The organism is Streptomyces sp. NPDC036984, assembly GCF_055607665.1.
In genome coordinates, this window is the sequence record NZ_JBVJRL010000005.1 from 277941 (window position 1) to 299772 (window position 21832).

Annotated in this window: 18 protein-coding genes and 1 pseudogene; 9 read left to right on the top strand and 10 right to left on the bottom strand. The window is 71.4% G+C overall.

Annotation, left to right across the window (positions count from 1 at the left end; genetic code table 11):
* Nucleotides 1-3: 3 nt before the first annotated feature.
* Nucleotides 4-372, bottom strand: a pseudogene (locus ACZ7DL_RS13090) (aldo/keto reductase); the annotation flags it as partial.
* Here ACZ7DL_RS13090 and ACZ7DL_RS13095 point away from each other — a divergent pair.
* Both ACZ7DL_RS13095 and ACZ7DL_RS13100 read left to right on the top strand, forming a co-directional pair.
* Nucleotides 254-934 (top strand): FadR/GntR family transcriptional regulator, encoded by a 681-nt coding sequence (locus tag ACZ7DL_RS13095; RefSeq protein WP_470773948.1) that lies wholly within the window; start codon nt 254-256, stop codon nt 932-934. The pseudogene ACZ7DL_RS13090 and the gene ACZ7DL_RS13095 overlap by 119 nt on opposite strands.
* A gap of 124 nt (nt 935-1058) precedes the next feature.
* A complete protein-coding gene (locus ACZ7DL_RS13100) occupies nt 1059-1835 on the top strand; it encodes an IclR family transcriptional regulator (RefSeq protein ID WP_470773950.1) in 777 nt (258 codons plus the stop codon).
* Between the two features lie 352 nt (nt 1836-2187).
* Here ACZ7DL_RS13100 and gap read toward each other — a convergent pair whose 3' ends face one another.
* Both gap and ACZ7DL_RS13110 read right to left on the bottom strand, forming a co-directional pair.
* The gene (gap, locus tag ACZ7DL_RS13105; protein WP_470773952.1) at nt 2188-3198 is read right to left on the bottom strand and encodes a type I glyceraldehyde-3-phosphate dehydrogenase; all 1011 of its coding nucleotides are present in this window, start codon (nt 3196-3198) and stop codon (nt 2188-2190) included.
* Between the two features lie 66 nt (nt 3199-3264).
* Nucleotides 3265-4191 carry a DMT family transporter gene (locus ACZ7DL_RS13110; protein ID WP_470773954.1) on the bottom strand — a complete coding sequence of 309 codons (927 nt, stop codon included), beginning with the start codon at nt 4189-4191 and terminating at the stop codon, nt 3265-3267.
* Between the two features lie 142 nt (nt 4192-4333).
* Here ACZ7DL_RS13110 and ACZ7DL_RS13115 point away from each other — a divergent pair, with 142 nt between their 5' ends.
* Nucleotides 4334-4867: a CGNR zinc finger domain-containing protein gene (locus ACZ7DL_RS13115; RefSeq protein WP_470773956.1), complete on the top strand. Its 534-nt coding sequence runs from the start codon at nt 4334-4336 to the stop codon at nt 4865-4867.
* Between the two features lie 66 nt (nt 4868-4933).
* On the opposite strand, the gene dhaL is transcribed toward ACZ7DL_RS13115, so the two are convergent.
* A complete protein-coding gene (dhaL, locus tag ACZ7DL_RS13120) occupies nt 4934-5605 on the bottom strand; it encodes a dihydroxyacetone kinase subunit DhaL (protein WP_470773957.1) in 672 nt (223 codons plus the stop codon).
* Nucleotides 5606-5799: 194 nt separating this feature from the next.
* Between dhaL and ACZ7DL_RS13125 the strand changes: the two genes are divergently transcribed.
* From ACZ7DL_RS13125 to ACZ7DL_RS13150, 6 genes are all read left to right on the top strand, one after another.
* Nucleotides 5800-6507, top strand: coding sequence for a response regulator transcription factor (locus tag ACZ7DL_RS13125; protein ID WP_470773959.1), 708 nt, complete (start codon nt 5800-5802; stop codon nt 6505-6507).
* Between the two features lie 337 nt (nt 6508-6844).
* Nucleotides 6845-7591 carry a polyprenyl diphosphate synthase gene (uppS, locus tag ACZ7DL_RS13130; RefSeq protein WP_470773960.1) on the top strand — a complete coding sequence of 249 codons (747 nt, stop codon included), beginning with the start codon at nt 6845-6847 and terminating at the stop codon, nt 7589-7591.
* A gap of 34 nt (nt 7592-7625) precedes the next feature.
* A complete protein-coding gene (locus tag ACZ7DL_RS13135) occupies nt 7626-8729 on the top strand; it encodes a terpene synthase family protein (RefSeq protein WP_470773961.1) in 1104 nt (367 codons plus the stop codon).
* Nucleotides 8730-8775: 46 nt separating this feature from the next.
* The gene (locus ACZ7DL_RS13140) at nt 8776-10152 is read left to right on the top strand and encodes a cytochrome P450 (protein WP_470773963.1); all 1377 of its coding nucleotides are present in this window, start codon (nt 8776-8778) and stop codon (nt 10150-10152) included.
* Nucleotides 10149-11207 (top strand): polyprenyl synthetase family protein, encoded by a 1059-nt coding sequence (locus tag ACZ7DL_RS13145; RefSeq protein WP_470773966.1) that lies wholly within the window; start codon nt 10149-10151, stop codon nt 11205-11207. Before ACZ7DL_RS13140 ends, ACZ7DL_RS13145 begins: the two co-directional genes overlap by 4 nt.
* Before the next feature lie 106 nt (nt 11208-11313).
* A complete protein-coding gene (locus ACZ7DL_RS13150; protein WP_470773968.1) occupies nt 11314-12318 on the top strand; it encodes a Rieske 2Fe-2S domain-containing protein in 1005 nt (334 codons plus the stop codon).
* A gap of 6 nt (nt 12319-12324) precedes the next feature.
* Here ACZ7DL_RS13150 and ACZ7DL_RS13155 read toward each other — a convergent pair whose 3' ends face one another.
* Genes ACZ7DL_RS13155 through ACZ7DL_RS13180 form a run of 6 tightly spaced genes read right to left on the bottom strand, consistent with a single transcriptional unit; the run spans nt 12325 to nt 21796 of the window.
* Nucleotides 12325-15342: an alpha-mannosidase gene (locus tag ACZ7DL_RS13155; RefSeq protein WP_470773969.1), complete on the bottom strand. Its 3018-nt coding sequence runs from the start codon at nt 15340-15342 to the stop codon at nt 12325-12327.
* Nucleotides 15343-15371: 29 nt separating this feature from the next.
* Nucleotides 15372-17432 carry an endo-beta-N-acetylglucosaminidase gene (locus tag ACZ7DL_RS13160; protein ID WP_470773970.1) on the bottom strand — a complete coding sequence of 687 codons (2061 nt, stop codon included), beginning with the start codon at nt 17430-17432 and terminating at the stop codon, nt 15372-15374.
* Nucleotides 17429-18685: a glycoside hydrolase 5 family protein gene (locus tag ACZ7DL_RS13165; RefSeq protein WP_470773971.1), complete on the bottom strand. Its 1257-nt coding sequence runs from the start codon at nt 18683-18685 to the stop codon at nt 17429-17431. The genes ACZ7DL_RS13160 and ACZ7DL_RS13165 overlap by 4 nt, the downstream gene beginning before the upstream one ends.
* Before the next feature lie 28 nt (nt 18686-18713).
* Nucleotides 18714-19619, bottom strand: a complete 906-nt coding sequence (locus tag ACZ7DL_RS13170; protein ID WP_470773973.1) for a carbohydrate ABC transporter permease — start codon at nt 19617-19619, stop codon at nt 18714-18716.
* Nucleotides 19616-20503 (bottom strand): carbohydrate ABC transporter permease, encoded by an 888-nt coding sequence (locus ACZ7DL_RS13175; protein ID WP_470773974.1) that lies wholly within the window; start codon nt 20501-20503, stop codon nt 19616-19618. Before ACZ7DL_RS13175 ends, ACZ7DL_RS13170 begins: the two co-directional genes overlap by 4 nt.
* Nucleotides 20504-20509: 6 nt before the next feature.
* Nucleotides 20510-21796, bottom strand: a complete 1287-nt coding sequence (locus ACZ7DL_RS13180) for an ABC transporter substrate-binding protein (protein WP_470773976.1) — start codon at nt 21794-21796, stop codon at nt 20510-20512.
* Between the last annotated feature and the right edge of the window lie 36 nt (nt 21797-21832).

The following is a 21832-nucleotide window of genomic DNA, read 5'->3' on the forward strand; positions in this document are numbered from 1 at the left end:
CCGCCAGAAGGCGTCCGGGACCGTCGTCTCGAACTCGTCGGCGCAGTCGTGGACCTCGGCTGCCGAGCGGGCGCCCGCCAGGACGCTCGCCACGGCCGGGTGCGCGGAGCAGAAGGCCAGGGCCGCGGCGCGCAGGGTGGTGCCGTGGCGCTCGGCGACCTCCTTGATGCGCAGCGCCCGGTCGACCAACTCCTGTGGTGCACGCGTGTAGTCGTAGGTCGCCTCGGGCGTCGGATCGGCCAGCAGGCCGGAGTTGAAGGCGCCGCCGACCCAGCGCGCCATCGAGCGGACCAAGGCGATGATCGGCGAGGGCCTGCTGGAGCCTGGCCAGCGCCTGCCGACCGAGCGGGAGCTCGCGGCCCGACTGGCCATCTCCCGCAGCTCGATGCGCGAGGCGATCCGCGCACTGACGGTCCTGGGCGTCCTGGAGGCCCGGCACGGCTCGGGCATCTACGTCACGGCGCTCGAGGCGGGCGACCTGCTGGAGACCTTCGGCGTCGTCGCCGATCTGTCCCGGGGACCGCGCCTGGTGGAGCTGATGGAGGTGCGCCGCATCCTGGAGTCGACGGCGACCGCGCTGGCCGCCGCACGGATCACCCCCGACCGGCTGGCCGAGGTGGAGAGGCACCTCACGGCCATGAACGCCACGGACGACCCCGAGGAGATCCTCGCCCACGACCTCGCCTTCCACCGGGAGATCGCGGCCGCTGCGGGCAACGAGACCATGGCGGCGATCCTGGAGGGCCTGTCGTCCAGGTTCCGCGCCCGGGTCTGGCGCGGCTACCAGGAGGAAGGCGCCTTCGAGCGCACCCGCCGCGAACACGCGGCCATCCATCGCGCCCTGGCCGCCCACGACCCGGAGGCGGCGCGGGCCGCGGCGGCCGCGCACGTGGCCGAGGTGGAGGAGTGGCTGCGCGCGCAACTCGGGGATTGACGGCCGCCCGTCACTGACGGCTCCCCCGACGCACATCCCGCGTAGGGGGCGCTCGGCGGTCCCGCATGCCGCGATGCTATGTTGCCTAAACGGCGTTCCGTATTACCGAATGCGAGTAGGAACCATGGTGCAGTCCGTTCAGCGCGCGGCACTCATCCTGCGGGAGCTGGCGACGTCGGGCCCTCGTCTGGGCGTCACCGAACTGGCCGAGCTGGTCGGCGTCTCCAAACCGACGGTGTACGCGCTGCTGCGCACCCTGGAGGCCGAGGGGCTGGTGCGCCAGGAGAAGGAGACCAGCAAGTACCTCCTGGGATCGGCGCTGCTGCGCCTCGGCAACTCCTATCTGGAGACGCACGAGTTGCGCTCGCGCTCCGTCGCCTGGGCCGACGCCTTGGCCGAGCGCACCGGCGAGGCCGTGTGGGTCGCGGTGCTCGACGGCGACCGGCGCATGCTCGTCGTACACCATGCCTTCCGGCACGGCAGCGGGGTGCAGCTCCTGGAGCTCGGCGCCACCGTTCCGTGGAACACCTGCGCCCTGGGCAAGGCCCTCGTCGCGTTCCTGCCGCGCGAGCGGCAGAAGGAGCTGCTCGGTGGCTCGCTGGCCCGGCTGACCGGGCAGAGCCTGGTGGATCCCGCCGTGCTGGCCGGGCAGTTGGAGGAAGTCCGGCGGCTCGGGTGTGCGCTGGAGGACCAGGAGAGCACGCTGGGCGAGGCCGGTATCGCCTCGCCGGTGTTCGACCGCTCCGGTACACCGGCGGGCGCCATCGGCATCGTCGGTCCCGTCGAGCGGCTGCTCACCGGGAGCCAGCAGCAGCACATCGTGGCGGTACGCGAGGTGGCGACGCTGCTCTCCCGGGAACTGGGGGCCGGCCGGGGCGTTGCCTGGCGCGTCGCCGACTGACGGACCGTCGGGTCCAAGGCGGACGAGACGAGCGGCCCTGCCCGGCACCCGATGGGGGACGGTTGCCAGGCAGGACCGCGGGTGGCCTGCCCGGCACCGACGGGGGACGGGTGCCGGACAGGGCCGGGGATGGCCTGCCCGGCACCCGATGGGGGGCGGATGCCAGGCAGGACCGGAGGTGGCCTGCCCGGCACCGACGGGGGACGGGTGCCGGACAGGGCCGGGGATGGCCTGCCCGGCACCCGATGGGGGGCGGATGCCAGGCAGGGCCGGGGATGGCCTGCCCGGCACCCGATGGGGGGCGGATGCCAGGCAGGGCCGAGGGTGGCCGGTGTGACCGGCCGGTCTGGGGTCAGGCCTGTGCGCCCAGCAGGCGTACGACGTCCACGACGCGGTGGGAGAAGCCCGACTCGTTGTCGTACCAGCCGAAGACCTTCACATGGCGGCCCTCGCCCGTGACCGTCGTCAGCTGGGAGTCGAAGACGCAGGACGCCGGGTCGCCGATGATGTCGGTGGAGACCAGCGGGGCGTCGGTGTACCGCAGCACGCCGGCGAGCGGTCCGGCCGCCGCCTCGGCGAAGATCGCGTTGACCTCTTCCACGGTGGTGGGCCGGGCGACGTACGCCGACAGGTCGGTCAGCGAGCCGACCGGCACCGGCACGCGCAGCGACAGACCCGCCAGCCGGCCGTTGAGCTCGGGCAGGACGAGGCCGATGGCGGTCGCCGCGCCGGTCGAGGTGGGCACGATGTTGAGAGCTGCCGAGCGGGCGCGCCGGGGGTCCCGGTGCGGGCCGTCCTGGAGGTTCTGGTCCTGGGTGTAGGCGTGCACGGTGGTCATCACGCCGTGCTCCAGGCCGAGCCCGTCGTGCAGCACCTTGGCCAGCGGCGCCAGGCAGTTCGTCGTGCAGGACGCGTTCGAGACGATGTGGTGGACGTCAGGGTCGTAACTCGTGTGGTTGATGCCGTACGCGAGGGTCAGGTCCTCGTTCTTCGCGGGAGCGGAGATGAGGACCTTGCGGGCGCCGGCCTCCAGGTGCGCGGCGGCCTTCCTGGCGTCGGTGAAGATGCCGGTGGACTCCACGACCACGTCGACACCCAGTTCGCCCCACGGGAGCTTGCCCGGCTCACGCTCCGCGTGGACGGCGATCCTGTGCCCGTTCACGTAAAGGGCGTCCCCTTCGGCGACCACCTCCGCGTCCAGGCGGCCCATCGTGCTGTCGTAGGCCAGCAGAAGCGCGAGCGTCTCCGCGTCGGCGAGGTCGTTCACCGCCACGATGTCCAGGTCGGCTCCCTGGGCGAGCGCGGCCCGGAGAAAGCCGCGGCCGATGCGGCCGAATCCGTTGATGGCGACCTTGATGCTCATGTGTCCTGTCCTTCTGTGTTCGTCGGAGGCGTCGTGACGGCGGTCTGACCGGTGGGACGAGGGGCGCTACTTGCGCGCCGCGAGGAGCACACCGACCCCGCCGAGGACGAGCCCGATGACCGCGGACAGGCCCAGCGTCTGGTCGATGACCAGCCAGGCCAGCACGGCCGTGACCGCCGGGGTGAGGAAGAAGAGCGTGCCGACGCGGCTCGCGTCCTGCTTCTTGAGCATGAAGTTGAGGAGCAGGAACGTCCCCACGGAGTTGATCAGGACGATCCAGGCCAGCGAGCCGCCGAACCCGGCCCAGTCGGTGACCTTGGGGTCCTCCAGCGTCAGGGTCATCACCAGCATCACCGGCGCGCTGGCGAGGAAGTGCACCGCGGTGCTGCTGCGTACGTCCGCGCCCTGGGTGAAGCGCTTCTGGTAGACCGTGCCGACGCTCAGACCGAGCAGTCCGACGAAGGACAGCAGGATGGCGCTGGTGGAGGAGTCGAGCGCCCCGGCCACCGCGATCGCGACGCCGACCCCGCCGACGGCGAACCCGAGCCACTGGTGCCGGGAGATCTTCTCACCGGCGAAGAAGCCGGCCATCAGAGCGATCAGTACGGGGTTGAAGCCCTGGATCAGCGCGACGAGGCCACCGGGCAGGCCCGCGCCGATGGCCGTGTAGAAGGCACCGAACTGGACGGCCTGCATCAGCAGTCCGGTGACGACCACGTGCAGCAGCAGTCGGCCCTTGGGCCAGGGCGCCTTGGTCACCACGACGACCCCGGCGAGCAGGACGCCGGCGACCGCGAAGCGGCAGAACGTCAGCAGGAGCGGCGGCGCGGCGTCCGTGCCGATCACCGCGGCGATGAACGCACTGCTCCACAGGACCACGAAGACGGCGGGGATCGTCGCGGAGACCCACGCCGGGGCGCCGGTCCGCGGCGCCGGGGCGGCCGGCGCTGCGGCCTCCGCCTCGGCGAGTTTCAGGTCGTCGCGTTCTGCCACTGAGGGGACCTCTCACTTGTGAATAACCGCCCAATGAGGTTACGCCCGGAACCATACCGAGGTCCCGAGCAACCGGTCAATGCGGTTACCCGGCGCCGAATACCCACCGTGGACAACCTGCTCGTGGGGTTACTCTTGCCGAATGAAGTTCGCATTCGTCAGTGGCAGCGTGGCCCTTGACTTCGTCGGCACCGTGCAGAGCCGACGCGACGAGGCACTGGATCTGCTCAGCGACCCGGCCGATCTGTCCGACTGGACCGCCGCCTCAGGCGTGCTGAGCGAGCCGGCCAGGGCAACCGCGGCGGATCTGTCCGCGGCCCTCCAACTGCGCGAGTCGATCTACCGCCTGACGCTCGCCTCGACGACCGGCTCGCCCTTCGACCCCGCGGACTGCGCCGTCGTCAACCGCGCCGGCACCCGGGCCCCGGTGCACAGCGAGCTGCGGCCCGACGGCACGCTGGTGAAACACGGCACGATCGGGGCCGTTCTGTCCACGCTGGCCCGCGACGCCGTCGAACTGCTCACCGAGCCGCCCGGCCAGGTGAAGGAATGCGCCGCCCCTCGCTGCACCCGGCTCTACGTCGACCGCTCTCATCGCGGCTCGCGCCGCTGGTGCGACATGGCACGCTGCGGCAACCGGGCCAAGGCCGCGGTCTACCGCTCCCGCCACGCCTGACGCGGGATCCGCCGCGATCCGGGACCGGGGCGGCCGCGATCCGAGAGCGGAGCGGCCACCGGTCGACTAGCCGGCGTCGGCTGCCGGTCGCCCCGGCCGGAGCGAGGAAAGACCCGCCGTCGCCGTCTCGGCCAGGGACCTGAAGAGCAGTGCGGTGGAGGCCGCACCCGGGTCCAGGTGGCCGATGCTGCGATGGCCCAGATAACTCGCGCGGCCGCGGCGGGCCTGCAAGGGGATCGTGGCGCGGGCGCCGGCCGCGGCGGCCGTCCCCGCGGCCGCCGCGGCGCTCGCCAATTCCCCTCCCCCGGCGCACTCGGCGCGGAAGGCGGTCAGAGCCGGGGCGAAGGCGTCGACCATGGTCTTGTCTCCGGGCTCGGCCGCCCCGAGCCTGACGATGGTCGCGAGCGCGGCGCCGAGAGCGTCGGCGAGCCCGGCCCCATCGACGGCAGGAGCCGGCAGCGCGGCCCCCATGGCCAGGAAGGCGCTGCCGTACAACGCCCCCGAAGCGCCGCCGACATGCGCCCGGAGCACGGCGCCCGTCTCGACGAGCAGCTCCCCCACGGCGTCCGGCTCCTCGGCCCGCTCCAGGAGCGTGCGCACATGGGACAGACCTCGGTGCAGGTTTACTCCGTGGTCCCCGTCCCCGATCGCGGAGTCCAGCGCGGTGAGGTGGTCTCTGCGCTCCTGGACCGCTGTCGTGAACGCCAGCAACCAGACCCTGACCAGTGCGCTGTCCACACAGCTCCCCTCCAGCTGCCGGAATGCCGAAATCTCAACCGAACCGTAATCTCCGCCTCCGCCGTTGCACAAGGGATGCCTACGGTACGGAGGTTCGGCATGGGGTAAACAATGTTCAGCATTGATGAACACTGTTCGATCAAGCTAGGCTCCTCATCCGGTCCAGGTCGCACACTCCGACGAAAGGCCTACCCATGTCTCCGGAGCCTGATCTCTTCGCGTTCGAGGAGGCTTCCGACAGAGCACGTGTGCTGGTGGCGGACCACGACCCCATCTCGCGGCACGTCCTGACCCAGGTCCTGGCCGCATCAGCCCACCTGGACGTGGTGGGCGGCGTGAACAACCAACAGCCGCTGGGTCAGTGGCCACTCGACCGCGTCGACATGGTCGTGCTGGCGTGCGCGGCACGCGAGGACGCCACCCGGCTGATCCGGCAGCTGGACGCCCGAGGCGTACGAGTGCTCGTCATCGGCACCGGCTGGAACCGTCGGCGCCTCGATGCGGTCTTCGCGGCCGGTGCCACCGGGTGCCTGGTGAAGACGGTCCAGGTCGCCGGGCTCGCCGCGGCCATACGTGCGGCGCTGTCCGGACACACCGTGCTGTCACCGGAGTTGCACACGCTCTACGCGGGTCGGGCCTCCGCCGCGCCGAGCCCGGCGCCGGACGGCTCCGCGCGGCTGCTGCACACACTCACCTCGCGCGAGCACGAGGTGCTGCGGAACCTCGCGGAGGGCAGGTCGACGGCCGAGACCGCGGTGCGGTTACGGGTGTCCCCCGCCACCGTCAAGAGCCACATCTCGCACGTGCTCACCAAACTCGGCGCCCGGAACCGGCTGGAGGCCGTGCTGCTGTTCTGGCGCGCCGACCCGCAGGCCGTGCCCGACGCGCGCCAGCCGGCCTGAACGCCACGGATGCCGGCCGCCCCTGAGGGGGTGGCCGGCATGTTGCTTTTCCCGCCTGCTCACTGACCCGCCTGCTCACTGACCTCGCCCCGGCACCGCGCGGTACGCGGTCGCTCCTCTCCCCCGCAGCCCGGGAAACGCTCGGACACCCGGGACGGACCGTCGTCGCCTCTCGCCTCCTCCTTTGGTGGAGAGCTCCTCCGCCGAAGGAGGAGCCGGGCCCGTCTCCTCCCCCGGTAAGCCGATGCGCCGGCACCCCCTCCACCAGCCAGAATCACCCGGTGGTCGCCATCCGGGCGGCTTCGCGAGGGAGGCGGCATTGACAGGAGGAGGGATGATGAGCCTTCCACTCACCACAGCCCCGGCCGACGCCGTGCTCGGTCCCCCCAACGAACTGCATCACCTGGGTGTCATCCTCGACGGCAACCGCCGCTGGGCGGCGACGCACGACGTCTCGCTGCTGACCGCCTATCGCCGAGGCGCGCAGAAGTTCGGGGAACTGCTGACATGGTGTGAGCAGACCGGAATCCCCCATGTCACCGCATGGGCCATGTCGGCCGACAACCTCCGCCGACCCAGCGCGCAGACCGCCCCGCTGATGGACGCGGTCCTCGAAGGGCTGCGGCCCGTGGCGGCCGAGGGACGGTGGCGTCTGCGCCTCATCGGCGAGTTGCACCTCCTGCCGCGCCGGCATCGCGCCGAGCTGACGGCTCTCGTCGACAGCACGGCGGGCGCGCGGGGTGGCCAGGCGAACATCGCTCTCGCCTACAACGGACGGCTGGAGATCATCAGCGCCCTGCGCAGACTCATGAGCGAGTGTGTGTCCCACGGCGGTGACGCCGACGGCGGGGAGGAGTACGTCACCGAGGACCGGCTGGCACGCCACCTCTACACCGCCGACCAGCCGGACATCGACCTCGTCATCCGCACGTCCGGTGAACGGCGTCTGTCCGGCTTCCTGCTGTGGCAGACGGCCCAGGCCGAACTCGTCTTCTGCGAACAGAACTGGCCGGACTTCAGCAGGGCCGAATTCGACCGGGCGCTAGGGGAGTTCGCCCGTCGCGTCCGCCGGTTCGGCCTGTGAAGCCCACTGTCCCGGGGAAGGAACAACAGTCTCGATGAGCAAGGTATCTGCCCCTGTCATCTCCTTCGTTCTGCCCGACATCACCTGCGCGTTCCCGGTCGAGGTCAACCCGCACTACGAGGAGGTGGAGCGGGAGGTCGCCGACTGGACCGTGCGCGTGTTCGCCCGGTACGAGCAGGTGGACGACTTCTGGCTGGAGCATGCCCGCCGCAGTGTGCACAGCCTGTGGCAGAGCATGGTGTTCCCGGACGTCAGCCGCGCGGACCTGGTCCTCTGGAGCAAGATCACCAGTGCTCTGACGGTCTTTCACGACGCCGTCGAGCGGGGGCGCGAGGCCCATGGCCCCGGCTGGGCGGCGAGTTGGCGACCGGCGTGGCACGATCTGCTGGACGGTGCCGAGCGGATCGCCCGCACCGCGGCCGCGGGACAGGACCCGGTGGTCGCGGTACTGTCCGCCGACTACCCGGCGGAGGCCAAGGAGATCCTGCGCCCTTTCGCCGAGCTGCGCCGGCAGATGACCAACCGGGTGGGCAACGACTTCATGGCGGGCCTGGGTGCCCTGGCCTCCAGCATCATCACGGAGTTCCAGGTGGGGGCCGAGCCGGCCGGCGGGGCCGCGCTCGACATGGAGGCGTATCTGGAGATACGGCTCCAGACCTACGGGCTCTTCTACATCGCGGCGCTCCCCGCCCTGAACCGCACGAACCGGCTCACCGCCGACGAGCTCGACGACCCGCGGTTCGTGGAGCTGAAGCGACTGGCGCACACGCACACCTGCCTGGTCAACGACGCGTACTCGTTCCGGATGGAGTACATCCGCAACGCGGATCGGGTCACCGCTCTGGTGCAGGCGATCCCCATGCTCGTGTACGGCCAGGGCTTGAGCTGGCAGGAAGCCGTGGACCGGCTGGTGGAGATGGTCTACGACACCGAGCGGCAGTACCTGGCACTACGGGACCGCTGGTTCGCCGAGGGTGCCTCTCCGGCCGTGCGGGAGATCTGCCGCCGGCTGGAGTGGATCATGTCCGGCAACCTCCAGTACATGAAGGTCACCCCGCGCTACCACGGTACCTATTTCCAGGGGGAGTTCACCGGCGGCCTGGTCGTCTGCGACCCGGCGGAGGCCGGCCGGATCTGATCACCGCCCCCGCATCCCGTTCCTGCCCTTTCGAGGAGAGACCTCCGTGCCGACAGCCCCGACGTTCGGTGTGGCCCCCCAGGCGCTCCCGCTGCTGGGCCACTCCCTGCGCCTCCGCAAAGATCCGCTGAGCTTTCTGGAGGAACTTCCCTCCTACGGTGACCTGGTGCAGATCCGGATCGGGCCACAACGCGCCTACGTCCTGTGCGACGCCGAGCTGGTCCACCAAGTGCTGCGCGACGACCGGACCTTCGACAAGCAGGGCATCCTCTGGGATCAACTGCAGGAACTCCTCGGAGACGGCCTGGCGACCTGCCCGCACAGCGGTCATCGCACGATCCGCAGGCTGGTGCAGCCCGCCTTCCGGCGTGACCGGTTCAACCGCTACGCGGAGGTGATGACGGAGGCGGCCGAGGCCGCGGTGGGCGCGTGGCGGCACGGGGGGCGGATCGACCTGCCCGCCGAGATGAACGCGATCACCGCGGGGACCCTGATCAAGACGTTGATCGCGGGCAATTTCAGCGAAGCCGAGATCGACGCGATCCACCAGGGACTGCACCTCATCCAGGACAGTCAGTTCCGGCGCATGCTGACGCCGCGCTTCGTGGAGAGGCTGCCGACTCCCGGCAACCGGCGTACCCGTACCGCCATCAACCGGCTGAGGGACATTCTCCAGAAGGTCATCAGGGAGTACCGGGAAAGCGGCGTCGACCACGGCGACGTGCTCTCCATGCTGCTGGCCGCGCGCACCGACGACGACGAAGGCCTGACCGACGTACAGATCTGGGACCAGGTGGTCACCATCTTCCTGGCGGGTACGGAGACCACCGCCACGGCGCTGTGCTGGGCCGTCCATCTGCTGGCGGCCCACCCGGACATCGAGCGTGAGCTGCACGAGGAGCTGGACTCGGTGCTCGGCGGCCGCACGCCCACCTTCGAGGACGTGCCCCGGCTGACGCTGTGCGGCGCGATCATCCAGGAGACGCTGCGCCTGTACCCGCCGGCCTGGCTGCTCACCCGGTCGGTCACGGAGGAGACCGAGCTGGGCGGCCACCGGCTCCGGCCGGGCGAGGTGGTGGTGGTCAGCCCGTACCTCCTCCACCACCGCGACAGCCTGCACGCCGAGGCCGGCCGGTTCGATCCGCACCGCTGGACCGGCGGGGAGCGGCCGCCGCGTGGGGCGTACATCCCGTTCAGCGCGGGCGCGCGCAAGTGCATCGGGGATGTCTTCGGGACGACGGAGGCCGTGCTCGCGCTGAGTGTGATCGCCGGCCGCTGGCGGCTGCGGCCGGAGCCGGGAACCACGATGCGGCCGGTGGCCCGGATGGCGCTCATGCCGGAACCGAAGTTCCTGCGCACCTTCGACCGGTCCGTGGACCGTACGGCGGCCCGGCCCGCCGCCCCGACGGGAACACGCCGATGACGACGAGGACGCGCACCGCCGCCGGTCCGGTAGCGGACCTCGACGCGCTGACCGAGCGCGTACGGGGCCTCATCGACGAACCGCTCCGGCAGGCGGTCAAGCAGCTCGTCACCTCGGTCGGCGACGTGTGCAGCTACCACTTCGGGTGGACCGAGGCCGATGGTTCGCCGGGTGCGGGCGCGCAGGGCAAGGCCCTGCGACCGGTCCTCGCGGTCCTCTCCGCGCAGGCGGCCGGAGCGCAGCCCGAAGTGGGGGTCCCCGGCGCCGTGGCCGTCGAGCTGCTGCACAACTTCTCCCTGCTGCATGACGACGTCATGGACGGCGACGAGCAACGCCGTCATCGGGACACCGGATGGAAGGTGTTCGGTGAGTCGTACGCCATTCTGGCCGGGGACGCACTGTTCAGCCTGGCCTACGAGATCCTCCTTGCGCCGGGATCGGCGCACGGGGCCCGCGCTGCCCGGCGACTCGCCGCCGCCGCACGTCTGTTGATCGACGGGCAGGCGCAGGACCTGGCATTCGAGAGCCGCGACCAGGTCACCGTGGAGGAATACCTGGAGATGGCCGGGAACAAGACGGGCGCGCTGCTGGCCTGCTCCGCGTCCATCGGCGCGGTGCTCGGCGGCGCGGACCCGCACACGGTGAGCGCGCTGGACGAGTACGGCCGCCAGCTCGGCCTCGCGTTCCAGGCCGTGGACGACGTGCTGGGCATCTGGGGTGATCCGGCGGTGACCGGCAAGTCGGCCAGGAACGATCTGCTGCGCCGGAAGAAGACACTCCCGGTGGTGGCCGCTCTGGCGGCGCACGGCCCCGCGTCGACCGCGCTCGCGGCACGCCTGGCCACCGACGCGGAGGGCCGGAACTCCCTCGACGACGAGGAGTACGCGGCGCGCCTGGCTCTGATCGAACAGGCGGGGGGCCGGGCCCTGGCGATGGCCGAGGTCGAACGCCGGCGCGCGGCGGCCGTGCGCGCCCTGGACGGGATCGCGCTGCCGCCGGCCGTCCGCGAGCGCCTGACCGCGCTGGCACTCGGCGTGGCATCGCGCCGTAAGTGACCCGGGCGCCGCACATCGGTACGGCGCCTCGGCACGAGTCCCCAGTTCGACGCCTCGGCACGACGTCCCCGAGACCGCACGGAAGACGCAAGGAAGGATCGAGTCCATGACGCGAGCACCGCTCGACACCGCCGGGTCCCCCAACGGATGGTTCGCGGTCGCCTTCACCACGGAAGTACGGCCGGGTCACCTGACCACCCGAGTGCTCGCCGGCGAAGAGGTCGTCGTCTACCGCACCCGCAAGGGCGTCCCCCGGATCGTGCGCCCCCACTGCCCGCACCTCGGCGCGCACCTCGGCCACGGTGGCCGGGTCGAAGGCGAGAACGTCGTCTGCCCCTTCCACCGCTTCGCCTACGGCCCGGACGGCTCCTGTGTGAGCACCCCCTACGGCACGCAGCCCCCGCGCGCCGCCCTGCGGGTGCTGCCCGTCTTCGAGGCCCACGGCCTGATCTGGGCCTGGTACCACGCCGACGGCGCGCCGCCCACCTGGGAGCCCGTCACCGTGTCCGAAGCGGGGTTCACCGGGCCGGCGAACCTGGAGAAGAGCTTCCGCGGTCATCAGCACGACTTCGTGGAGAACATCGTCGACGTCGGACACTTCGGCCCCGTGCATCACGCCCGGGCCACACTGGGCGAGATCACCCCCGACGGCCCGGTCCTGCGCGGCGAAGTGTCCCTCGACGGCTTCCACAATCTCAGGTACACCAAGGACATCACGGCACATCTGACTTTCCAGTGCGGGGGGCTGGGACAGGTCGTCGCCGTGTTCGCGGTGCCCGTGCTCGGCCTCCGCTTCCTCCAGGTGGCCGGACTGACTCCGGAGGAGCCGGGCCACCTGCGCATCCGGACGGTCACCCGGGCGAGCACCCGCTCCGCCGCAGGACACCGGCTCACGCCCCTGCTCAGCCGCGTGGTCAACTGGGCCACCCTCGCCCAGTTCCGCGCCGACATTCCCATCTGGGAGAACCGGCGCTTCACGGAACACCCCAAGCTCGCGTCCGGAGACGGCCCCATCATGCTCACCCGCCGCTGGGCCCAGCAGTTCTACGGGCCGCGGCGGGAAGAATCCGATCTCCTGGACGCGAGCGGGGCGGGCCGGACGCACCGGTGAGGGGCGCTACGCCCGCCGCAGCCGCAGGGTCACCAGCTCGAACGGCCGCAGCCGCACGGTGATCCGGTCGCCCTCCCACACCGGTGCCGCGTCACCGCCCGGCCGCTCCAGCAGGTCCGTCACGGTGACGTCCGCGACCTCGAAACCGGCCGTCAGGGTCGCCCGGGCCCGGCCGCCGTGGGCCTCGTGGAACCGCACGACCACGTCCCCGCTGCCGTCGTCGGCGAGCTTCACCGCCGTGAGCACGACGGCGTCGTCGTCCACGGTGACCAGCGGGGCGACCTCGCCGGCGCCGGTCGTGTGCCGGTCCGGCAGGTTGATCCGCCAGCCCTCGCGGACCGCGTCGGCGATCGAGGCACCCGGGACCAGGGCGTGCCGGAAGCGGTGGACGCCCTGGTCGGTCTCCGGGTCGGGGAAGCGCGGGGCGCGCAGCAGCGACACCCGGACCGTCGTGGTCGTACCGCGGTCGCCGGCGGCGCGCACCGTGCGGGTCACGTCATGGCCGTACGTCGAGTCGTTGACGACCGCGGCACCCCAGCCGGGCTCCTCCAGGTGGACGAAGCGGTGGTTGCACGCCTCGAACTTGGCCGCCTCCCAGGAGGTGTTGGTGTGGGTGGGGCGGAAGGCGTGCCCGAACTGGGTCTCGGATGCGTACCGTTCGGCGTGCAGGTCGAGCGGGAAGGCGAGTTTCAGGAACCTCTCGGTCTCGTGCCAGTCGACCTCGGTGTCGATGAGCAGCCGTCGTTCCCCCGGTGGCAGCGACAGCACCTGGGTGACCCGGGACGCGCCGAAGGTCCGCACGATCCGCACCGACGTGCCGTCCCCGCCGGCCGTGACCGACTCGGCGTCGGTGAGGTCGGTGACGGTGTTGCGGTAGAAGGAGTCGACGTCCCAGGCGTCCCACATGTTGGGGAAGTCGGGGTGGAGCTGGAGGAGGTTCGCGGCCTCACCGGGGGCGACGGTCTCGCGGTCGGCGGCGGGGTCGTAGGCGGAGACGACGAGGCCCCGGGGGTCGACGGTGATCCGCAGCAGGCCGTTGTCCAGTGTGAAGCCGCCGTCCTCGCGGGCCGCGAGTGTGGTGCCGCCGGCCGTGACCGGGGTGGCGGCACCGCCCGCCGGGACGCCGTGGCGGGCGTGCGGGGCGGCGTTGAAGAGCAGCGGCGTGGTGCCGTCGCCGGCCAGCGCGCGCTGGGCACCCTCGATGATCACGGTCAGCTCGGCGGCCAGGCGCTCGTACGTCGCCCGGGCCTCCCGGTGCACCCACGCGATGGACGAGCCGGGCAGGATGTCGTGGAACTGGTGCAGCAGGACCGTCTTCCAGATGCGGTCCAACTCCTCGTACGGATAGCGGAATCCGGTGCGTACGGTGGCGGTGGTCGCCCACAGCTCGGCCTCGCGCAGCAAGTGTTCGCTGCGCCGGTTGCCCTGCTTGGTCTTCGCCTGGCTGGTCAGGGTGGCGCGGTGCAGTTCGAGGTACAACTCGCCGATCCAGACAGGAGGTTGGGGGTACTCGGCTTCGGCCTTCTCGAAGAACGCGCGCGGTGTGTCCCAGACCACGGTCGCGGAGCCTTCGAGGTCGCGCAGCCGGGCCGCCTTGGCGACCATCTCACGGGTGGTGCCGCCGCCTCCGTCGCCCCAGCCGGTGGGCGCGAGGGAGTGCCGGGCCCTTCCCTTGTCCCGGAAGTTGCGGACCGCGTGGGCGATCTCGCTGCCCTTCATCGAGCAGTTGTAGGTGTCGACGGGCGGGAAGTGCGTGAAGATCCGGCTCCCGTCGATGCCCTCCCAGTGGAAGGTGTGGTGCGGGAACCTGTTCGTCTGCGACCAGGAGATCTTCTGCGTCAGCAGCCACTTGGAGCCGGCCGCCTTGATGATCTGCGGCAGGCCCGCGGCGAAACCGAAGGTGTCCGGCAGCCATGCCTCCTCGTTCTCGATGCCGAACTCGTCGAGGAAGAACCGCTTGCCGTGAACGAACTGTCGGGCCATCGCCTCCGAGCCGGGCATGTTGGTGTCCGACTCCACCCACATCCCGCCGGCCGGCACGAACCGCCCCTCCGCCACCGCCTTCTTCACCCGCGCCCACACCTCGGGCCGGTGTTCCTTCACCCACGCCCACTGCTGCGCCTGGGACATGGCGAAGACGAACTCCGGTTCGTCCTCGATGAGCGCGGTCATGTTGGACGTCGTACGGGCCACCTTGCGCACGGTCTCGCGCAGCGGCCACAGCCACGCCGAGTCGATGTGGGCGTGCCCGACGGCGCTGATCCGGTGGGCGGACGGCACGGCGGGCGCCGACAGCACCTCCGTCAGCGCCGCCCGCGCCCGGTGGGCGGTGCCGCCGACGTCCTGGAGGTCGAGGGCGTCCAGGGACCGTTCGACCGCGCGCAGGACGTCCCAGCGGCGCGGGGAGTCCACGGGCAGCTCGGCCATCAGCTCGCCGAGCACCTCCAGGTCCATGACCAGCTGCCAGACGCATCCGTCGAAGACGGCGAGGTCCATGCGGGTGAGCGTGTACTGCGGCTCCTGCCCGGCGGTGTCCTTGTCGCCGAGCCAGGTGGGCCGGAACGGGTGGTAGTCCAGGACGACCGGGTTGGAGGCCGCCTCGATGTGCAGGCGCACCTCCTCGCCACCCACGACGGGCGCGCCGATGCGCACCCACTGGTTGCGCGGGTTGAGGCCCTTCACCGGGGTGCCGTCGGCCCGGTAGACCAGGCCCTCGCACTGGAAGCCGGGCATGTTCTCGTCGAAGCCCAGGTCCAGCAGTGCCTCGACGGTCTTCCCGGCCCAGACCGCGGGCACGGTCCCGGTCACCCGGAACCAGCTGGTGCCCCAGGGAGCGCCCCAGCGGGCGCCCACCTCGATCGGCTCGGGCTCGGCGGCGAGCCCCTCCTCGACCGGCACGGGCTCGCCGGGCGCGTGCCACACCGCGACCTCGAGCGGCACGGACTCGGGGTACACGGCGGGGCGGATACGTTCGTCGAGGACGCGCCTGAGGCGGGCTTCCACCAGAGTGCGATCGTCATGCATGCGGGGTGCTCCCTGCGGGTTCCGGGTGGTTACCAGGTGTGGGTGACGGTCACGGGGGCCGAGGCGTTGTAGAGCTCCCCCACCGCGCGCAGTTCGAATCGTGCGGTCTTCTCGCCCTGCTCGGGCCGCAGACCGGAGAGGAAGGAGGCGCGCTGGCCGGTGGCGCCGAGGAAGCGGCGCGTGCCGTCGGGGAGGAGGCGGTGGAGGGTGTAGTGGCGGACGGTGCCGGGAGCGGCGTTCCAGGCGAGGCGGAGGTCGCCGCCGTTCGCCGCGGTGACGCGGGCGCCGGAAGGGGCGGCGGGCGGTGCCGGGGTGCCGTCGGGGCGGATGGCGAGTCCGCCCAGCCGCCAGCGCACCGGGCCCTCGGCGGCGGTGAGCCGGATGCCGAGGGCATGAAGGGTGCCGGAGAGCCCGGTGAGCGGGACGGTCACGGTCTGCCAGCCGTTGACCGACCGCACCCGGGTGTTCTTGTCGACCGAGTTCACAGCCGGATACCTGTACGGCGGTGTCTTCCCCGGCGCGCTCGGTTCGGCCGTCGCCACCGCCAGCTCGACGTTCACCTCCCCAGCGTCGCTCCGGCACGTCAGCTCGACAACCGTGTCCACACCGATCGGCAGCCGGGTCGCGTACAGGTCCAGCACCGCCGGTTGATCCAGTTCACCCGCCACCAGCACACTGCTCCCGCCCCGCCAGGCGTCGGCGAAGTCGAAGGAGACCGCCGGCCGCTCCCCCGCCGTCCGCACCACCCAGCGCCGCGACGGCAGCCGGTCCTGGAGCCCGAGGTGGTTCCAGGGCCCCTCCGCGGCGACGGCCCCCTCCTCGTACCACTTCAGCCCGTGCCCGGTGTTGAACACACTCGCGAACGGCACCGAGGTCACCGTCGACCGGTCCGCCACGGACAGCGCCGGTGCCCGCCACGGATCACTCGCGTCGGGCCGCGCCGGGTCCAGCGACCGCCCGGTCCAGAACCGGTCGTCGGCCGCGTGGAAGTCCTCGGGGGCGCGCTGGTCGGCGGGCAGGTGGTTGCGGGTCCACTCGGGCCGGTAGAAACCGATCGAGGTCACGTGCGGCTTGCTCGCCGGCACGATCGCGTCCCAGTCCACGTACGTACCGGACCCGTTCGACTCGACATCGACGCCCGCCCACAGCTCGTAGCGGCTGCGCCCGAGTTGCTGCGTCTTGGTGCCGGAGGCCGCGAGCGTGGCCCCGCTCCACCGGAAGTCCACGAACATGTCGTCGGCGGCCTGGAAGAACGCCTGGTTCTGACTGTTCAGGGCGCCCTGCCAGCTGACCGTGCCGTTCACGGTCATCGCGTCGTACCAGGTCACCCGCTGCCCCCTGGCCGCCGCGAGCGCCTTCAGCTCCTTGACGAAGCCCAGCATGGCCGTGCCCAGCGCGGTGTTCCCGCCGCCCGTCTCGGCGTTCACGAACCAGCCGTCGAAGCCGTACGCCCTCGCCACCGCGACGAGTTGCGCGGCGAGCGGGTGGTGGCCGGCGGCGTCCTTCTGCACCAGGTCCCGGGTCCACCGGAGCTGTCCGCCGTAGGCCACCGGTGGCAGGAAGATGTTCCCGAGGACCGGGACGCCGTGCCGGTGGGCCGCGTCCACGATGGGCGCGTTCGGCGCGAGGATCAGGCCCTCGCCGGCCGAGCCGCCCCAGAAGACCAGCTCGTCCAGGTAGGCCCAGTGGGTCAGGGCGTAAGCGTCGGCGGTGGCCGAGCCCTGGGAGGGGTTGCTTGAGGTCGGCCCGAAGGAGACCAGTGCCTGGACGCGGGCCTGTCCCGAGCGGGCGGTGGTGTTGGCGGGGGTGGGGGTGAAGCGGGGCGCGAGCGGCACGGACGCGGCGTTGAAGGCGAGGTCGGGGTCGTCGGCCGCGCGCCAGGTCTTCAGGCTGCGCCAGGTGATGCCGGGGCCGGGGCTGCCTGCGGGCAGCGCGTCCGGGTACCAGTACGAGGCGTACGGCGGGGTCGCGGCAGCCGCGCGCGGGGCCGCCGCGGCGGGCGGCGTGGGTACCGGGGCGGCGCCGGCGGTGGCGGTGGCGGTGGCGGTGGCGGTGGCGGCGATCAGGACGGTGCGTCTGGTGGGGTTCACGAGCGGGTGCCTCCTTGTGGGGTGGGGAGTACCTGGCCGGGAGTGACGACGTCGGTGATGCCGCGCGCGGCGAGGTGGTCCTCGTCGCCGGCGCGCGTGTCGAGCACCGTGGTGGGGCGGACGCCGTCGGCGACGAGCCGGAAGAACGCGTCGAAGACCTCGCCGCCGGGTGCGCAGCGGGAGCGTTGGGCCGGTTCGGCGGGTACGACGAGGGCCGTGCCGCGCACCGCCGGGGTGCGGTGGGTCCGGCGGGCCGCGTCGGCCAGCACCCGGGCGATGTCCTTCGGCCGCCGCTGGTCGGTGAACAGGCCGAGGGAGTACTCCAGTTCGGGGAAGTCGGCGAGGGTGCGCGGGACGTCGTGGGAGCACCACCAGGTGACGCCCCACAGGTCCGGGCAGTCCAGGACGTTGGTGATGGTCGCCGCGGCGAAGGCGGCGGCGTGCCCGGCGGGCACCAGGGGCGCGGGGGCGCCGACCTCCTGGAGCCAGACCGGCCGGTGCGGCTCGTCCGCCCAGGCCTTGCTCAGCTCGACCAGGTAGGCGGCATGGTGCTCGGCGGGCACGGAGGTACGGCCGTGCCGCTGGGCGGTGCCGTTGAACACCCAGGAGTGCACGGCGGTGACGTCGCCGAGCCGGGCGGAGTGGCCGGGGGTGAAGGGCTGGTCGTCCTGGTACCAGGCGGCGTCGTAGGAGGCGTGCAGATGCAGCCGGCCCGGGGCGCCCGCCGCGCAGGCGGCGAGCATCCGGGTGAGCCACCGCTCGGCCTCCTCGGCGGTGATCCGGTCGGGGTCGGGGTGGGGGCCGGCGGCGAACTGGTTGACCTCGTTGCCGACGGTCATGCCGAGGAAGCCCGGCCGGTCGGCGAGGGCGGCGGCGAGGGTACGCAGATAGGCGGCCTGGCCGTCGGTGACGTCCGGGTCGGTGAACAGGTTGCGGCGGTGCCAGGTGCGGGTCCAGGCGGGCAGGAAGTCGAAGCTGCTCACATGGCCCTGGAGTCCGTCCACGTTGACGTCCAGGCCGCGTTCGGCGGCCGCGTCGGCGAGGGCCACGAGCTGATCGACGGCGCGTGGCCGGATCAGGGTGCGGTTGGGCTGGAAGTACGGCCACAGCGGGAAGACCCGGATGTGGTCGAGGCCGAGCGCGGCGATCGCGTCGAGGTCGGCGCGTACGGAGTCGAGGTCGAAGTCGAGCCAGTGGTGGAACCACCCGTTGCTGGGCGTGTAGTTGACGCCGAAACGCACGGCAGGAGGCATGGCTGTCCTTGGAAGAGGTTGACGTCGTTCAGCCCTTGACCGCGCCCTCGCCGACGCCGCGGAAGAAGTACCGCTGGAGGCAGGCGAAGAGGGCGATGAGCGGCGCGACGGCGGTCACGGTGCCCGCGGCGACGAGGCGTTCGTCATTGGCGAAGGTGCCGTGCAGGTAGTTGAGTCCGATGGTCAGGGTGAACTTGGACGGGTCGCTGAGCACGATCAGCGGCCACAGGAAGTCGTCCCAGGCGCCCATGAAGGCGAAGATCGCGACGACGGCGAGGGTGCCCTTCACGGACGGCAGCGCGACGCGCAGGAACCGCTGCCAGACGTCGGCGCCGTCGACGTAGGCCGCCTCCTCGATCTCGTAGGGCAGGTTGCGGAAGGCGTTGCGCATCAGCAGCACGTTCATCGCGCCGACGGCGCCGGGCAGGACGACCCCGATCAGCGTGTTGTTCAGGCCGAGTTCGCGCATGGTGGTGAACTGGGCGATGACGATGCCCTCGACCGGCACGAGCATCGCCAGCACGAAGACGACCGTGGTCACACGGCGGCCGCGGTAGCGCAGCCGGGCCAGGGCGTACCCGGCGAGTGCCGATCCGACGCAGTTGGTCACGACACTGGCGGTGGCGACCTTCAGGGAGTTCAGGGCGTAGTCCCAGACCGGGACGGTGTCGGCGACGCGTGCGTAGTTGTGCAGGGTGGGGTGCGCGGGCAGGAAGCCGGGCGGTGAGCCGTAGATGTCCTCGGTGGGCCCTTTGAGGGAGGTGGACAGCTGCCAGAGGAACGGGCCGACGGTCAGGGCGAGGACGGCGAGGAGCAGCAGGTAGCGCCAGGCCAGCTCGCCGGCCCGGACCCGGCGGCCGTGCTCGTCGGTGACGCGCGGCTCCCGGGCCGCGGCGGCCGGCGGTTCGGGCCGCACCTTCTCCAGGACGCTCACGGCTCCTCCCTCCGGTCGGCGCGCAGCACGAGCAGCATCAGGGCGACGGTGACGACGAACACGACGACGGAGAGCGCGGAGGCGTAGCCGACCCGGCCGGTGAGGCCGGTCCCGGTGCGCTGGACGAGCATGACGAGGGTGGTGTCCTCGCCGGCGGGACCGCCGCTCGGGCCGGACATCAGGTAGACCTCGGAGAACACCTTGAAGGCGGCGACCGAGGAGAGCGCGGCGACCAGGACCATCGTGGAGCGAACGGCGGGCACGGTGACGGACAGGAAGCGGCGCACCGGTCCGGCTCCGTCCACGGCCGCGGCCTCGTGCAGTTCCCGCGGGACGTTCGCCAGCGCCGCGAGATAGATGATCATGTAGTAGCCGAGGCCCTTCCAGACCGTGACGGCCATCGCGCTCAGCAGGAGCAGCCACTGGTCGCTGAGGAAGCCGATCCGGCCGATTCCCACGGTCTCCAGCAGCGAGTTGACCAGCCCGCGTTCGTCCAGCAACCACACCCAGATCAGCCCCACGACCACGATCGAGGCGACGACCGGGGTGTAGAAGGCGGAGCGGAAGAAGGTGATCCCGGGGATGTTCTTGCGCACCAGCAGGGCGAGCAGCAGCGGCAGCACGACCAACGCCGGGACGACGCCCAGGATGTACAGGCAACTGTTGCGCAGGCCGATCCAGAACATGTCGTCGTGGACCAGCTCGCGGAAGTTGGCGAGGCCGACGAAGCGACCCGGAACCAGGGTGCGGCGGTCGGTGAAGGAGTTCACCAGGGTGGAGAGGAAGGGGTAGAGCACGAAGGCGCCGGTGACCAGCAGGCCGGGGGCGGCGAACAGCCAGGGGCTGAGGGAGTGTTGACGTTTGATGCGGAAAGGTGTGGCCATGGCCGGTCAGCCCTGCCGGAGCAGCCGGTCGGCGGCCTTGACAGCGTTGTCGAGAGCTTCCTCGGGGCTCTCCTTGCCCTGGAGCGCCTTGGCGACCTCGTTGCGCAGCGCGGTCTTCATCTGATCGCTGAACAGGACGGGTGTGTAGTTGACGGCGTTCTTCAGCGACTTGGCGGCGGCGACGCGCACCCGGGTCTCGTCGGTGCCGTCCTCCTTGGTGAAGTACGGGTCGTCCAGGGAGCCGGCGGTGCTCGGGAAGATGGCGACCTTCTCGGCGAAGGACATCTGGTGCTGTGCGCCGGTCAGGAAGTGCGCGAAGGCGACCGCGGCCGGGGTGTGCCTGGTACGGGAGTTGACCATCACGCCCATCACGTACATGTTGACGTGCCCGGTGCTGGTGATCTGGTCGGTGATGCCGATGTCGCGGTACAGACTCGGCGCGTTCTTCTTGAAGTTGCCGAGGTCCAGGGCGCTGCCGGGGTTCATGGCGACGGCGCCGGTGAGGAACTTCTTGCCGGTGGACTCCGGGGTGGCGGTCAGCGCCTGCGGGTCGAGGGCCTTGGCGTCGTACAACTCCTTGTACTTCGTGAGGAGTTCGACTCCCTTGGCGTCGTTGAAGGCGAAGCCGGTGCCCTGCTCGTTCATGAGTGGGACGCCGTAGCGGCCGAAGTCCTCGATGGTGGGCACGTTGGCGAGGGTGGCGATCTTGCCGTCGCTCTGTTGCGCCATCCGCAGGGCGTCGGCGAAGAGTTCGTCGTAGGTCTTCGGCGGCCGGTCGGGGTCGAGTCCGGCCTTCTCGAACAGGGCCTTGTTGTAGAAGAGCGGGCCGGTGTTCAGGTACCAGGGGAAGGCGTACGTGCCGCTCGTGCCCGGTATCCGATGGCTGGCCCAAGCGCCTTCGAGGTACTCGGACCTGTACTTCGCCGCCGCCTTGTCGAGGTCGAGGGCGAGGCCGGCCTCGGCGAGCGGGGCCACCAGGTCCGGGGAGACGTTGACGACATCGGGCAGGGTGCCGCCGGCCGCGTCGGCGCTGAGCTTGTCGGGGTAGCCCTCGGCGGGCTGGTCGATCCATTTCACATGGGTGCCGGGGTACTTCTTCTCGAAGTCGGCGATCAGGCCCTCGAAGTACGACTTGAAGTTGACGCGCAGATTCCAGGTCTGGAAGGTGATGTCACCCTCCACCTTGCCGGATGCGTCGGCCGAGCCGCCGTCGTCACCGCCCGAGCCGCAGGCGCTCAGCGGCAGGAGGAGGGCGACGGCAGCGGCGGTGAGGGCTCTGCGAGACATGGGCACGGTGACACGGCTCCCTTGCTGGGTGGGGCGGTCGGG

Bases quoted from the DNA above. Each gene is read 5' to 3' on its own strand.
- ACZ7DL_RS13175 (WP_470773974.1), bottom strand. From the start codon at position 20,503: ATGGCCACACCTTTCCGCATCAAACGTCAACACTCCCTCAGCCCCTGG.
- ACZ7DL_RS13165 (WP_470773971.1), bottom strand. From the start codon at position 18,685: ATGCCTCCTGCCGTGCGTTTCGGCGTCAACTACACGCCCAGCAACGGG.
- ACZ7DL_RS13145 (WP_470773966.1), top strand. From the start codon at position 10,149: ATGACGACGAGGACGCGCACCGCCGCCGGTCCGGTAGCGGACCTCGAC.
- uppS (WP_470773960.1), top strand. From the start codon at position 6,845: ATGAGCCTTCCACTCACCACAGCCCCGGCCGACGCCGTGCTCGGTCCC.
- ACZ7DL_RS13115 (WP_470773956.1), top strand. From the start codon at position 4,334: ATGAAGTTCGCATTCGTCAGTGGCAGCGTGGCCCTTGACTTCGTCGGC.
- ACZ7DL_RS13100 (WP_470773950.1), top strand. From the start codon at position 1,059: ATGGTGCAGTCCGTTCAGCGCGCGGCACTCATCCTGCGGGAGCTGGCG.
- ACZ7DL_RS13125 (WP_470773959.1), top strand. From the start codon at position 5,800: ATGTCTCCGGAGCCTGATCTCTTCGCGTTCGAGGAGGCTTCCGACAGA.
- ACZ7DL_RS13150 (WP_470773968.1), top strand. From the start codon at position 11,314: ATGACGCGAGCACCGCTCGACACCGCCGGGTCCCCCAACGGATGGTTC.
- ACZ7DL_RS13135 (WP_470773961.1), top strand. From the start codon at position 7,626: ATGAGCAAGGTATCTGCCCCTGTCATCTCCTTCGTTCTGCCCGACATC.
- gap (WP_470773952.1), bottom strand. From the start codon at position 3,198: ATGAGCATCAAGGTCGCCATCAACGGATTCGGCCGCATCGGCCGCGGC.
- ACZ7DL_RS13155 (WP_470773969.1), bottom strand. From the start codon at position 15,342: ATGCATGACGATCGCACTCTGGTGGAAGCCCGCCTCAGGCGCGTCCTC.